Genomic DNA, 14054 nt, shown 5'->3' on the forward strand with positions numbered 1-14054 from the left:
ATGCGGCGGTCGTCTCCTTCCTGAGAGCGTGCCGGGCAGGGGCGCACGGGCCCCGGTCTTCGCATCCGGTATGCAGCTGTCGACCCAGGTCTCCGCGGCGGGACGCTGGAGACCTGGGCCTTGGTTGAGCAGGGCGCGGGCCGCTTCGGCAGCGCCCTGGGCGCCCAGTGTATGACGATCGGGGTGGGTATCCTGGGAGATGCGTCGATTTATTGCGTTTACGCAATACCGCGGCGGGTCGCATGCATCCGTGTCGGGGATTGTGATGGCGTCGGTTGGCTCAGCGGGGACGCCTTGCGGTCCTGCGACGCGCATTCGAGCGACGGCCTGTGGCCGGCAGCTCGAGCACGCGAAAGCATCCGGGCTCGAGACCGTCGAGCCGCCACTGGCCGATGGCCATGCGCACCAGACGCAGGGTGGGCAGCCCGACGGCGGCGGTCATGCGCCGCACCTGGCGGTTGCGGCCCTCGTGGATGGCGATCTCGATCCAGGCGGTGGGCACCGACTTGCGAAAGCGCACCGGCGGCTCGCGCGGCCACAGCGCGGGCTCGGCGATGGCGCGCACCCGTGCCGGACGGGTCGGGCCGTCCTTGAGGGTGACGCCGGCGGCGAGTGCGTCGAGTTGTGCGGCCTCCGGGGTGCCCTCGACCTGCACCCAGTAGGTCTTCCAGGCCTTGTGTCGGGGGTGGCTGATGCGGTGCTGGAGCTGGCCGTCGTCGGTGAGCAGCAGCAGCCCCTCGCTGTCCTTGTCGAGCCGCCCGGCGGGATAGACGCCGGGCAGCGGGACGTGGTCGCCGAGGGTTGGGCCCTCGCCGGAGAACTGGCAGAGCACGCCATAGGGCTTGTTGAGCAGGATCAGTCGGGACATCGGATCAATCACGCTCCAGGGCGGCGCGCACGCACTGCAGCACGCCGTAGTCGAACTCACCGCCGAGGGCCTCGTGGAGCGCGCGCAGCGGGCTGATGGCGTTCTCGGGCAGCGCGGCGAAGGCCGTCTCGATGCGCTTCAGGCTGGCGGCGTCGAGCCCGGTGGCGGTGGCCGCGTCGAGCTCGCCGGCGGCCACCGCGCGGGCGAGATGACCGTGGATGGTGCGCGGCTTGAGACCGCGGCGCGCGGCGATGGTGGCAACATCGGCGCCGGCGCGCACCAGCGTCAGGGTCTCGCGCTCGCTGTCGCCGAGCCCGCGCGGTGCGCGGGGCCGGGGCGTGGCGCGCGGTGGCGGCGCAGCGGTGCCCTCGGGGCGGCCGTGTTCGGCGGCATGGGCCCCGAGCACGGCGAGCAGTCCGGCGCCGAAGCGTTCGAGCTTGGCCTCGCCGAGCCCGCTGATGCGTGCGAGTTCGTCGAGATCGCGCGGGCGGTGGGCGAGCAGCTCCTGCAGGGTAACGTCGTTGAAGATCACATAGGCCGGGACGTTGTTGGCCTGGGCCAGTTCGCGACGATGGCCGCGCAGCGCCTCCCACAGCGCCTGGGCCTCGGCGTCGCGCGGCGCGGTCTCGACGGCGCCTTGGCGGGCGCGCTGGGCGCGTCGCGGCTCGGGGTCGCGGCGCAGCTCGATGCGGGCCTCGCCGCGCAGCAGCGGGCGGCTGCGCTCGGTGAGGCGCAGCGCGCCGTGGCCCTGGTGGTCGACCTCGACCAGCCCGGCGGCGACCAGCTGGCGATAGACCGAGCGCCACTGCGCCGCGCCGAGTTCCTGGCCGATGCCATGGGTACTCACCCGGTCGTGACCGAAGCGGCGGATGCGCTCGTTGTCCTTGCCGAGCAGCACGTCGGTGAGATAGGCGCTGCCGAAGCGCTGGCCGGTGCGATAGATGCACGAGAGCGCCTTGCGCGCGGCCTCGGTGCCGTCCCAGGTGTCGACCGGCTCGAGACAGGTGTCGCAGTTGCCGCAGGGCTCGGCGAGGTGCTCGCCGAAGTACTCGAGCAGCACCTGACGGCGACAGGCGATGGTCTCGCAGTAGCCGAGCATGCCGTCGAGCTTCTGTCGCTCGATGCGCTTGAAGCGTTCGTCGGCCTCGGAGTCCTCGATGATCCGTCTGAGGGTGACCAGGTCGCCGATGCCGTAGGTCATCCAGGCATCGGCGGGCAGGCCGTCGCGCCCGGCGCGGCCGGTCTCCTGGTAATAGGACTCGAGGCTCTTGGGCAGGTCGAGATGGGCGACGAAGCGCACGTCGGGCTTGTCGATGCCCATGCCGAAGGCGATGGTGGCGACCATCACCACCGCCTCCTCGCGCAGGAAACGGGCCTGATGGGCGCGGCGCTGCTCGGCGGCGAGCCCGGCGTGATAGGGCAGAGCGGTGAAGCCCTCGGCGGCGAGGAAGGCGGCGGTCTCCTCGACGCGCTTGCGCGACAGACAGTAGACGATGCCGGCGTCCTGGGGGTGTTCGCGGCGGAGGAAGTCGAGCAGCTGCTGGCGCGGGTTGGCCTTCTCCACCACCCGGTAGCGGATGTTCGGGCGGTCGAAGCTGGAGACGAACTGGTGCGCCCGCTCCAACCCCAGGCGCGAGACGATCTCGGCGCGGGTGGGCGCATCGGCGGTGGCGGTGAGGGCGATGCGCGGCACCTCGGGCCAGCGCGTGTGGAGCAGCCCGAGCTGGATGTACTCGGGGCGAAAGTCGTGCCCCCACTGCGAGACGCAGTGCGCCTCGTCGATGGCGAAGAGCGCGATGCGCGCCTCGCCGAGCAGGCCGAGGAAGCGCTCGGTGAGCAGCCGCTCGGGGGCGACGTAGAGCAGATCCAGGGTGCCTGCGCGCAGCGCCTCCTCGACGCCCTGCGCCGCCTCCGGGTCGAGGGATGAATTGAGGTAGGCGGCGGCGACGCCGAGCTGGCGCATCGCGTCGACCTGATCCTGCATCAACGCGATCAGCGGCGAGACCACGATGGCGGTGCCGGGGCGCAGCAGCGCCGGGATCTGATAGCACAGCGACTTGCCGCCGCCGGTGGGCATCAGTACCAGCGCATCGTCGCCGTCGAGCAGGCGGTCGATGATCTCGGCCTGATCGCCGCGGAAGCGCTCGTAGCCGAAGACGCGGTTGAGGATCTGCAGGGGTGTCTCTTGCACCTGGGAATGGACTCCTCGCCGGCCTCGGTGTGCCGGCGTCGTGTGAAGCGGGTCTCGGCTACCAGCCGCGCGCGAGCAGCGGGGCGAGGAAGCGCCCGGTGTGCGAGCGCGGTTCGGCGGCGATCGCCTCGGGGGTGCCGGTGGCGACGATCTCGCCGCCCTTGTCGCCGCCCTCGGGGCCGAGGTCGATGATCCAGTCGGCGGTCTTGATGACGTCGAGGTTGTGCTCGATCACCACCACGGTGTTGCCCTGGTCGCGCAGCCGGTGGAGCACCTCGAGCAGCTGGCGCACGTCGTGGAAGTGCAGCCCGGTGGTCGGCTCGTCGAGGATGTAGAGGGTGCGCCCGCTGCCGCGCTTGGCCAGCTCGCGGCTGAGCTTGACGCGCTGCGCCTCGCCGCCGGAGAGGGTGGTGGCGCTCTGACCGAGGCGGACATAGGCGAGGCCGACGTCGACGAGGGTCTGCAACCGGCGCTGGATCAGCGGGATGGCGGCGAAGAACTCCAGCGCCTCGGCGATGGTGAGGTCGAGCACCTCGTCGATGCGCTTGCCCTTGTAGCGGATCTCCAGGGTCTCGCGGTTGTAGCGTCGGCCCTGGCAGGTGTCGCACTGGACATAGACGTCGGGGAGGAAGTGCATCTCGACGCGGATCAGCCCGTCGCCCTTGCACGCCTCGCAGCGTCCGCCCTTGACGTTGAAGCTGAAGCGCCCCGGGCCATAGCCCCGGGCACGCGCCTCGGGGACGCTGGCGAACAGCTCGCGCACCATGTTGAACAGCCCGGTATAGGTCGCGGGGTTGGAGCGCGGGGTGCGCCCGATCGGGCTCTGGTCGATGTCGATGACCTTGTCGAAGTGTTCCAGCCCCTCGATCGCGCCGTGCGGGCGCGGGCGCAGGCTGGCGCCGTTGAAGTGACGCGCGGCGACCGGGTAGAGGGTGTCGTTGATCAGCGTCGACTTGCCCGAGCCCGACACCCCGGTGACGCAGCACAGGGTGCCGACCGGGATGGCGACGTCGACCGCGCGCAGGTTGTTGCCGCGCGCGCCGAGGATGCGCAGCTGGCGCTCGGGGTCGGGGGGGTGGCGCTGTGTCGGGATGGCGATGCGCTCGGCGCCGCTGAGATAGCGTCCGGTGAGCGAGGCGGGATCATCGGCGATCTCCGCGGCGCTGCCCTGGGCGATCACCCGACCGCCGTGGGTGCCGGCGCCGGGGCCGAGGTCGACGACCTGGTCGGCGGCGCGGATCGCGTCCTCGTCGTGTTCGACCACGATCACCGTGTTGCCGAGGTCGCGCAGATGGGTGAGGGTGCGCAGCAGCCGGGCGTTGTCGCGCTGGTGCAGCCCGATCGAGGGCTCGTCGAGGATGTAGAGCACCCCGACCAGCCCGGCGCCGATCTGGCTGGCCAGGCGGATGCGCTGGGCCTCGCCGCCGGAGAGGGTGTCGGCGCTGCGCTCGAGGGTGAGGTAGTCGAGTCCGACATCGACCAGGAAGCGCAGCCGGGTGGCGATCTCGTCGATCACCTTGGCGCCGATCTCGCCGCGTGCGCCGGCGAGCCTGAGCCCTTCGAAAAAGCGCAGCGACTCGCCCACCGGCAGCGCGGTCAGCGCCGGCAGGTTGTACTCGCCGAGAAAGACGTGACGCGCCGCCTGGTTGAGTCGCGAGCCCTGACAGGCGGGGCAGGGCTGGTGGGAGAGATAGCGCGCCAGCTCCTCGCGCACGGTGTTCGACTCGGTCTCGCGGTAGCGCCGCTCCATGTTGCGGATCACCCCCTCGAAGGGGCGCTCGCGCCCCGGGCCGCGCTCGTTGGGCAGGCGTACGCGAATGCGCTCCTCGCCGCTGCCGAACAGCACCCGTTCGCGCACCGTCTCGGGCAGCTCGCGCCAGGGGGTCTCGACGTCGAACCCGTAGTGCGCGCCGAGCGCGCGGATCAGCCCGAAGTAATAGGCGTTGCGCCGGTCCCAGCCGCGCACCGCGCCGCCGGCGAGGCTCAGCTCGGGGTGGATCACGACCTTGTCGGGGTCGAAGAACTGCTCGATGCCGAGACCGTCGCACTCCGGGCAGGCGCCGGCGGGGTTGTTGAAGGAGAAGGCGCGGGGTTCGAGCTCGGTGATGCTGTAGCCGCAGTGCGGGCAGGCGAAGTTGGCCGAGAAGGTGAGCAACGGCTGATTGGGCGCGTCGAGGGCGACGAGGCTGGCGACGCCCTCGGTGAGCGCCAGCGCGGTCTCGAAGGACTCGGCCAGACGGCTGGCGAGGTCGGCGCGCACGCGGAAGCGATCGACCACCAGGGCGATGTCGTGTCGGCGCTTGGCATCGAGCGCCGGCAGTGCGTCGAGCTCGTGGATGGCACCGTCGATCAGCGCGCGCACGAAGCCCTGGGCGTGCAGCTCGCCGAGCAGGCGCTGGTGGTCGCCCTTGCGGTTGCGCACCACCGGGGCGAGCAGCATCAGCCGCTCGCCCTCGGGGCGGGCGAGCACCTGATCGACCATCTGGCTGACCGTCTGGGCGGCGAGCGCCACGCCGTGGGTGGGGCAGCGCGGCTCGCCGGCGCGGGCGAAGAGCAGGCGCAGATAGTCGTAGATCTCGGTGATGGTGCCGACGGTCGAGCGCGGGTTGTGCGAGGTGGTCTTCTGCTCGATCGAGATCGCCGGCGAGAGCCCCTCGATGTGGTCGACGTCGGGCTTGTCCATCACCGAGAGGAATTGCCGGGCATAGGCCGAGAGCGACTCGACATAGCGCCGCTGACCCTCGGCGTAGAGGGTGTCGAAGGCGAGCGAGGACTTGCCCGAGCCCGATAGCCCGGTGAAGACGATCAGCCGCTCGCGCGGCAGATCGAGGTCGATCCCCTTGAGGTTGTGGGTGCGTGCGCCGCGGATGCGGATGGTGTCCATGGGCTGGCCGCAGAGGTCTCGATGTCGATGGCGGGCGACGCGATCGCCGTCGCGCCGATGGTCCGGCCTGCGCCGGCCCGGGGCAAACTGCTATTATGCGAAGCTTCGCGTACCAGAAGCAAAGGCCAGCGGCCGTGAGCCAGACAGAGATACCGAGCCCGCCCCTCTCACCCACCGAACGGCGCGCCGCCGCCGGACTCGCCGCCATCTTCTCCACCCGGATGCTGGGTCTGTTCATGATCCTGCCGGTGTTCGCGCTCTATGCGCACGAGCTCAGTGGCGCCACCCCGCTGCTGATCGGGCTGGCGATCGGCGCCTACGGCCTGACCCAGGCGCTGCTGCAGATCCCGCTCGGGCTGCTCTCCGATCGCATCGGGCGCAAGCCGGTGATCCTCGGCGGCCTGCTGCTGTTTGCCGCCGGCAGCGTGGTGGCGGCGCTGGCCGACAGCATCCACTGGGTGATCGTCGGTCGGGTGCTGCAGGGCAGCGGTGCGATCGCCGCGGCGATCATCGCGCTGACCGCCGATCTCACCCGCGAGGAGGTGCGCACCAAGGGCATGGCCGCCATCGGCATCAGCGTGGCGCTGTCCTTTGCCGCGGCGCTGGTGCTCGGCCCGGTGCTGGCGCGCTGGATCGGGGTCTCGGGCATCTTCTGGCTCACCGCGGTGCTGGCGGTGGCGGGGATGGTGTTGCTCTACACCCTGGTGCCCGATCCCGAGCGCTCGCAGCTCCATCGCGACGCCCAGCCGGCGCTCGATCAGCTGCGCGGGGTGCTCGCCAACCCGACCCTGCTGCGGCTCGATCTGGCGATCTTCATGTTGCACCTGACCATGGTCAGCCTGTTCGTGGTGCTGCCGCTCTCGGTCGAGGCGGCGGGGCTGGAGGCGGCCTCGCACTGGCGGCTGTACCTGCCGGTGGTGCTGTTGGCGATCCCGGCGATGGTGCCCTTCATCGTCCTCGCCGAGCGCCGTGGTCAGGCGCGCGGGGTGCTGCTCGGCTCGGTGATCGCGCTCGGCGCGGCGATGCTCGGCTTCGCCCTGTTCGGGCAGTCGCTGTGGGTGCTCGGCGCGCTGCTGGTGGTGGTCTTCACCATCTTCAACCTGCTCGAGGCGGTGCTGCCCTCGCTGGTCTCGAAGAGCGCGCGCGCCGGTGCCAAGGGCACCGCCATGGGGGTGTTCTCCAGCGCCCAGTTCGTCGGCGCCTTCCTCGGTGGCGTGCTCGGCGGCTGGGCACACGAGCGCTTCGGCCCGGATGCCGTCTATCTGGTCGGTGTGCTGGTGTCGCTGGCCTGGGTCGCGCTGGTGGCGGGGATGCGCATGCCCGAGGACCTGGGGCGGCGGGTGCTGACGCTGGCGCCGGGGGCGGGGGATGCGGCGGCGCTGGAGCGGCGGCTGCTCGCCGAGCCCGGGGTGCGCGAGGCGGTGGTGGCGCTCGACGAGGGCGTGGCCTACCTGAAGGTGGACAGTCGTCGACTCGATTGGGCAAGATTGCAGACCCTTTCGGCCGGCGCCTGAGATCCGACCCCGCGCAGGCCCCGCAGGGTCATCGCCCGCGGCGGTGACGACGGAGACGAACCGAATATCGGATCGGCGCCGCCCGGGGACGGGCGCGCGTCGATCCTCCTGTATCACTCGAAACGAATGCAACACGCCCGGCGCGCCGCGTCAGGCGGGAGGAAGAGATGGCGACACGTGGTGTCAACAAGGTGATCCTGATCGGCAACCTCGGGGCCGACCCCGAGATCCGCTACATGCCCAGCGGCGACGCCGTGGCCAACCTGCGTCTGGCCACCAGCGAGAGCTGGCGCGACCGCGCCACCGGCGAGACCCGCGAGCGCACCGAATGGCACAACGTGGCCATCTTCGGCAAGGTCGCCGAGGTCGCCAAGCAGTATCTGCGCAAGGGCTCGAAGGTCTATATCGAGGGCAAGCTGCGTACCCGCAAGTGGCAGGGCCAGGACGGCCAGGACCGCTATACCACCGAGGTGGTGGTCGACATCAGCGGTACCATGCAGATGCTCGATGGTCGCGCCGGCGGTGGCAGCGGCTACGGCAGCTCCGCGCCCTTCGACGACGAGCCGCCGCGCGGCGCGCCCCAGGGCGGCGCCCGCCAGGGGGGGCCTCAGGCCGCGCCCCAGGGCGGTGGCTACTCCGGTGGCGGCTATGCCGGCGGTGGCAGCGGCGGCGCACCCTCGGGTGGCGCACCCTCGGGCGGGTTCGGCGGCGGGGCGGACTTCGACGACGACATCCCGTTCTGATCCGAACCTCAAGGAGAGATCCATGCAGACCCTGCTCGTCACCGGTGGTGCCGGTTTCATCGGTAGCAACTTCGTGCGCCTCGCGCTCGCCCAGTCCGATGTCCGGGTGGTCAACCTCGATCTGCTGACCTATGCCGGCAACCTCGACTCGCTCGCCGACCTCGGGGACGAGCCGCGTCATCATTTCGTGCAGGGCGACATCGGCGACCGCGAGCTGGTCTCGCGGTTGCTGCGCGAGCATCAGGTCGACGCGGTGGTCAACTTCGCCGCCGAGAGCCATGTCGATCGCTCGATCGACGGCCCCGGCGACTTCGTGCAGACCAACCTGGTCGGCACCTTCAATCTGCTCGAGAGCGCGCGCGCCTACTGGGCCGAGCGCGGCGAGCCGGAGGGCTTCCGCTTCCTCCATGTCTCCACCGACGAGGTCTATGGTTCGCTCGGCCCCACCGGGGCCTTCACCGAGACCACGCCCTATGCCCCCAACTCGCCCTACTCGGCGAGCAAGGCCGGCTCCGATCACCTGGTACGCGCCTGGTTCCACACCTACGGCCTGCCGGTGCTCACCACCAACTGCTCGAACAACTACGGGCCCTATCAGTTCCCCGAGAAACTGATCCCGCTGATGATCCTCAAGGCCTGCCGCGGCGAGTCGCTGCCGATCTACGGCGACGGCGGCAACGTGCGCGACTGGCTCTTCGTCGAGGACCACTGCCGGGCGATCTGGCGGGTGCTCGAGGCCGGTACCCCGGGCGAGGTCTACAACGTCGGCGGCAACAGCGAGCGCACCAACCTGGAGGTGGTCGATACCCTCTGCGCGCTGCTCGACGAGCTGCTGCCCGACGCCCCGCACCGCCCCCACGCCGCGCTCAAGACCTTCGTCAAGGACCGCCCCGGTCACGACCGTCGCTATGCGATCGACGCCTCCAAGCTCCGGCGCGAGCTCGGTTGGACGCCGCAGGAGACCTTCGAGAGCGGGCTGCGGCGCACCCTCGAGTGGTATCTCGGCCACCCCGAGTGGTGCGCGCGGGTGACCGACGGCAGCTATCGCGGCGAGCGTCTCGGTGGTGCCGACAACTGAGGAGCGACGCATGAACAGAAAGGGAATCATCCTCGCCGGCGGATCCGGCACCCGTCTCTATCCGCTCACCCGGACCCTCAGCAAGCAATTGCTGCCGGTCTACGACAAGCCGATGATCTACTACCCGCTGGCGACGCTGATGCTGGCGGGGATTCGCGACATCCTGATCATCTCCACCCCGCGCGATCTGCCGCACTTTCGCGCGCTGCTCGACGACGGCAGTCAGTGGGGCATCAAGCTCTCCTACGCCGAGCAGCCGAGCCCGGACGGACTGGCGCAGGCCTTCCTGATCGGCGAGGAGTTCATCGCCGGCGACCCCAGCTGCCTGATCCTCGGCGACAACATCTTCTACGGTCACGGTCTGGTCAATCAGCTCAAGGCGGCGAGCGCCCGCGAGTCGGGGGCGACGGTGTTCGGCTACTACGTCTCCGATCCCGAGCGCTACGGCGTGGCCGAGTTCGACGACGATGGCCGGGTGATCGGGCTGGAGGAGAAACCCACCGCCCCCAAATCCAACTGGGCGGTGACCGGGATCTATTTCTACGACGGCAAGGTCTGCGAGCTGGCGCGCACGCTGCGTCCCTCGGCGCGCGGCGAGCTCGAGATCACCGATCTCAACTCGCGCTATCTCGAGCACGGCGAGCTCTATCTCGATCGCATCGGTCGCGGTACCGCCTGGCTCGACACCGGCACCCACGAGTCGCTGATGCAGGCCGGGCAGTACATCGAGACCATCGAGAAGCGCCAGGGGCTGAAGATCTGCTGTCCGGAGGAGGTCGCCTATCTCAACGGCTGGATCGACGCCGCGGCCCTGCGCGCCACCGGTGAGGCGCTGCGCAAGAGCGGCTATGGCGAGTATCTGTTGGGACTGCTGAAACGGGTGCAATGATGCAGGTGATCGAGACCGAACTGCCGGGCGTGCTGATCCTCGAACCCAAGGTGTTCGGGGACGCGCGCGGCTACTTCCTGGAGACCTATCGCGCCAACCGCTATGCCGAATTCGGCATCCCGCCGCTGGTGCAGGACAACCAGTCCTATTCGACCCACGGCGTGCTGCGCGGCCTGCACGTGCAGCACCCGCACGCCCAGGGCAAGCTGGTACAGGTGCTCGAGGGCGAGGTGTTCGACGTCGCCGTCGACATTCGCCGCGGCTCGCCGCACTTCGGCCGCTGGACCGGGGTGACCCTCTCGGGCGAGAACAAGCGCCAGTTCTGGGTGCCGCCGGGCTTCGCCCACGGCTTCGTGGTGACCGGCGAGCATGCCCTGTTCGTCTACAAGAACACCGACTACTACAGTCCCGAGACCGAGTTCAGCGTCCGTTGGGACGACCCCGCGATCGGTATCGAATGGCCGCTCGAGGGCGCGCCGTCGCTGTCGCAGAAGGACGGCGCGGCGCGCTGTCTGGCCGATATCCCGGCGGATCGTCTCCCCGGCTACGAGGATTACGCATGAGTCACAAACACCAGACCCCCGAGCGTCCACGCCTGCTGCTGATCGGCGCCAACGGCCAGGTCGGCTGGGAGCTGCGTCGCACCCTCGCCGGGCTGGGCGAGGTGGTGGCCGCCTCGCTCGAGGGCGAATACGGGCCGACCATCGATCTGATGGACCCGAAATCGCTGGCGCGGCTGGTCGACGAGGCGCGTCCCGACGCGGTGATCAACGCCGCGGCCTACACCGCGGTCGATCGCGCCGAACAGGACCGCGACAGCGCCCAGCGGATCAACGCCGATGCCGTCGGTGAACTCGGCGTGCTGCTCGCCAAGCGCGCCGTCCCGGTGGTGCACTACTCGACCGACTTCGTCTTCTCCGGCACCCTCGGGCGTCCCTACACCGAGGATGACCAGCCCGATCCGCTCAACGTCTACGGCGAGACCAAGCTCGCCGGTGAGCGCGCCTTGCTCGACGCCGGCGCCCGCGCCCTGGTGTTCCGCACCAGCTGGGTCTATGGCGCGCGCGGCGCGAACTTCCTGCTGACCATGCGCCGGCTGTTCGCCGAGCGCGACGAGCTGCGCGTGGTCGACGACCAGATCGGTTCGCCGACCTGGAGCCGGATGCTCGCCGAGATGACCGCCCAGGTGCTCTACCGGGTGCTGCGCGGCGAGCTCGACCTCGACGAGGTCGGCGGTCTCTATCACCTCACCGGCGGCGGCGAGGTGAGCTGGTACGGCTTCGCCTGCGCCATCCTCGAGGCCTGTGGCGAGGGCTGCAACCTCACCCCGATCCCCTCCTCGGAGTATCCCGCGCCGGCGCCGCGTCCGGCCTACTCGGTGCTCGACAACGGTCACTTCGAGCGCACCTTCGGGCTGGCGATGCCGCACTGGCGCGACTCGCTGGCGCAGTGTCTCGAGGAGCTCGACTGAGCCACCGTTCCGGCGGCGCCGTCGCCCGCCGGACACCGCTCAGGGACAGGCGCGGCACGTGGGGCTTGCCTCCCCGGCCACTGGCGGGCCGATCTCCGTGCCCAGCGCGACGATGGCGAGCAGTGCCGCGAGCGCTGCGAACCATCCCAACGCCTGTCGTCCCTTCGATGTCGACATCCCGTGTTCCTCCTGCCTAAGCTTGCGAGTCATTAGGCTAGGCGGCCCGCTGCGGCGGGCACAGAGACAAATCCAAGGAAAATGACCGATACAGTTGTCGCTCTCGCGCCATCTGTACCGGTCGGTTGTCGGGAAACTGTACCTGTTATGTCGACATCCTATCGCTATGCCGAGATCGCCGCCGCGCTGGAGGCGCGGATGCGCGACGGGCTCTACCGCCCGGGCGAGCGGCTGCCCGGGGTACGCCGGCTGGCACGCGAGTTCGGGGTGAGTATCGGCACCGTGCTCGAAGCGCTGCACCGGCTCGAGGCGCAGGGGCGGGTGCGGGCGCGGGCACGTTCGGGCTATTACGTGCAGGCGCCGACCCGCTCGGCCCAGCCGGCGATCTCGACGCCACCCCCGGCACCGGCGCCGGTGCGCGGGCAGGACATGGTGTTGCGGCTGCTGCAGGCGGCCAACGACCCGGCCTTCGTCCAGCTCGGCGCGGCGGTGCCCGATCCCCGGCTGTTGCCGCGCAAGGCGCTGGCGCGGGCGGTGGCCAGCGCCTACCGGCGCTATCCCGACGCGGCGATCGACTGCGCCTTCCCGCCCGGACTCGAGGCATTGCGTCGCCAGGTCGCCCGCCACCTGAGCGCACACGGTACCCCCTTGCACCCGGACGCGCTGCTGATCACCAGCGGTTGTCTGGAGGCGGTGACGCTGGCGTTGCGCGCGCTCACCCGTCCCGGCGATGTGGTGGCGGTGGAGTCACCGACCTACTACGGGCTGCTGCAGGCGCTCGATGCGCTCGGGCTGCAGGCGCTGGAGATCCCCACCGACCCGGCCCAGGGCATCAGTCTGGAGGCGCTCGGTTTCGCCCTGGAACAGTGGTCGGTGGCCGCCTGTATCGTCACCACCAACTTCAGCAACCCGCTCGGCGCGGTGCTCTCGAGCGCGCGCAAGCGTGCCCTGAGCGAGCTGCTGGCCGCTCATGGGGTGGCGCTGATCGAGGACGACATCTACGGCGATCTGGCCTTTTCGGGTGTGCGCCCGGACACCGCCAAGTGTTATGACCGGGAGGGGCGGGTGATCTACTGCGGCTCCTTCTCCAAGACCCTGTCGCCGGGGATGCGGGTGGGCTGGGTCGCGCCGGGCGTCGAGTTCGAGCGCATCGAATTCCTCAAGTACGCCACCAACCTGGCCGCACCTTCGGTGCTCCAGCTCGCCCTCGCCGAGCTGCTCGCCAGCGGTGCCTATCTGCGTCATCTGCGCGAGGTCAGCGCGGGGTTTGCGCTGGCGGTGGGGCGGATGCGTCATGCCGTCGAGCGTCACTTCCCGCCCGGCACCCGGGTGACGCGACCGAGCGGCGGTTTCCTGCTGTGGCTGCAGCTGCCGGCGGGGATCGACAGCATGGCGCTGCACGCGCGCGCCCATCGCGAGGGGATCAGCATCGCCCCGGGGCCGATGTTCTCGGCCAGCGGCAAGTATCGCGACTGTCTGCGGCTCAATGCCGCGGTGCCCTGGACCCCGGCGGTGGAACGGGCGCTGCGCCGGCTCGGCGCGCTGGCGCGCGAGCTGGCCGGCGACTGAGGGCGATCAGGCGACGCGGTAGAGACAGACCTGACCCTGCGAGCCCTCCTCGCGGATATAGTCGGTGGTGCGGGTCTCGATCTCCTGCCACCGCCCGGCGTCGGTGATCGCGGCGATCTCGCGGGCGTAGTCGTCCTCTGCCCAGGCGCGGTCGCGCACGGTGAAGCAGATGTGACCGCCGGGGCGGGTGATGCGAATCAGCTCGTGCAGCGCCTGCGGACCGACATGGCCACAGGTGAAGGTGCCGACACAGAGCACGGCATCGTAGCGGTCGTCGGCGATTGCCAGGCGGCTGGTCAGGTCGCCCTGGTCGAGGCTGCGATAGATGCCCTTGGCGCGGGCCTGTTCGAGCATGTCGACCGAGTAGTCGAGACCGTCGAGTAGGCGGTAGCCCGCCCGATGGAGGCAAGCGCCAGCGAGTCCGGTGCCGCAACCGGCGTCGAGCACCTCGGCGCTCGGGTCGTCGAGGTGTTCCATCAGCAATCCCCCGGCGATCGCCGGGGCGACATAGTCCATCTTGCCGGTGAGATCGGCGTCGTAGTTGGCCGCCCACTCGCGATAGGCGCTGGTGATCGCGTCCTTGTCGCCGGAGGCGAGTGCGCGTTCGAGGATGTCGTGGTGGTCGCTCATCGAGGACTCCTGGAGGCTGGACGAGCGCGGGCATTCCCGC

Annotated in this window: 11 protein-coding genes; 7 read left to right on the plus strand and 4 right to left on the minus strand. The window is 70.2% G+C overall.

Annotated elements, in window-relative coordinates:
- Nucleotides 1-280: 280 nt before the first annotated feature.
- From EDC29_RS05350 to uvrA, 3 genes are read right to left on the minus strand one after another with little or no spacing between them, the layout of a single operon-like run.
- Nucleotides 281-868, minus strand: coding sequence for a pseudouridine synthase (locus EDC29_RS05350; protein WP_132228891.1), 588 nt, complete (start codon nt 866-868; stop codon nt 281-283).
- A 4-nt stretch (nt 869-872) separates the two neighbouring features.
- Nucleotides 873-3059, minus strand: coding sequence for a DNA helicase RecQ (recQ, locus tag EDC29_RS05355; RefSeq protein ID WP_132228893.1), 2187 nt, complete (start codon nt 3057-3059; stop codon nt 873-875).
- Between the two features lie 58 nt (nt 3060-3117).
- The gene (gene uvrA / locus EDC29_RS05360) at nt 3118-5943 is read right to left on the minus strand and encodes an excinuclease ABC subunit UvrA (RefSeq protein ID WP_132228895.1); all 2826 of its coding nucleotides are present in this window, start codon (nt 5941-5943) and stop codon (nt 3118-3120) included.
- 95 nt (nt 5944-6038) lie between these two features.
- Here uvrA and EDC29_RS05365 point away from each other — a divergent pair, with 95 nt between their 5' ends.
- The 7 genes from EDC29_RS05365 to EDC29_RS05395 all read left to right on the plus strand — a co-directional run bounded on the left by EDC29_RS05365 (nt 6039) and on the right by EDC29_RS05395 (nt 13384).
- The gene (locus EDC29_RS05365) at nt 6039-7457 is read left to right on the plus strand and encodes an MFS transporter (RefSeq protein ID WP_123142602.1); all 1419 of its coding nucleotides are present in this window, start codon (nt 6039-6041) and stop codon (nt 7455-7457) included.
- A gap of 167 nt (nt 7458-7624) precedes the next feature.
- Nucleotides 7625-8200 (plus strand): single-stranded DNA-binding protein, encoded by a 576-nt coding sequence (gene ssb / locus EDC29_RS05370; RefSeq protein WP_132228897.1) that lies wholly within the window; start codon nt 7625-7627, stop codon nt 8198-8200.
- Between the two features lie 22 nt (nt 8201-8222).
- Nucleotides 8223-9278 (plus strand): dTDP-glucose 4,6-dehydratase, encoded by a 1056-nt coding sequence (rfbB, locus tag EDC29_RS05375; protein WP_132228899.1) that lies wholly within the window; start codon nt 8223-8225, stop codon nt 9276-9278.
- 10 nt (nt 9279-9288) lie between these two features.
- A complete protein-coding gene (rfbA, locus tag EDC29_RS05380) occupies nt 9289-10167 on the plus strand; it encodes a glucose-1-phosphate thymidylyltransferase RfbA (RefSeq protein WP_132228901.1) in 879 nt (292 codons plus the stop codon).
- Nucleotides 10167-10730, plus strand: a complete 564-nt coding sequence (gene rfbC / locus EDC29_RS05385; protein WP_123139762.1) for a dTDP-4-dehydrorhamnose 3,5-epimerase — start codon at nt 10167-10169, stop codon at nt 10728-10730. The genes rfbA and rfbC overlap by 1 nt, the downstream gene beginning before the upstream one ends.
- Nucleotides 10727-11638: a dTDP-4-dehydrorhamnose reductase gene (gene rfbD, locus EDC29_RS05390; RefSeq protein WP_123142605.1), complete on the plus strand. Its 912-nt coding sequence runs from the start codon at nt 10727-10729 to the stop codon at nt 11636-11638. The genes rfbC and rfbD overlap by 4 nt, the downstream gene beginning before the upstream one ends.
- Nucleotides 11639-11962: 324 nt before the next feature.
- Nucleotides 11963-13384: an aminotransferase-like domain-containing protein gene (locus EDC29_RS05395; protein WP_132228903.1), complete on the plus strand. Its 1422-nt coding sequence runs from the start codon at nt 11963-11965 to the stop codon at nt 13382-13384.
- Between the two features lie 6 nt (nt 13385-13390).
- Here the strand turns inward: EDC29_RS05395 and EDC29_RS05400 are convergent, their stop codons facing one another.
- Nucleotides 13391-14014, minus strand: coding sequence for a class I SAM-dependent DNA methyltransferase (locus EDC29_RS05400; protein ID WP_132228905.1), 624 nt, complete (start codon nt 14012-14014; stop codon nt 13391-13393).
- Between the last annotated feature and the right edge of the window lie 40 nt (nt 14015-14054).

Source organism: Marichromatium gracile, assembly GCF_004343155.1.
Lineage (GTDB): Bacteria > Pseudomonadota > Gammaproteobacteria > Chromatiales > Chromatiaceae > Marichromatium > Marichromatium gracile.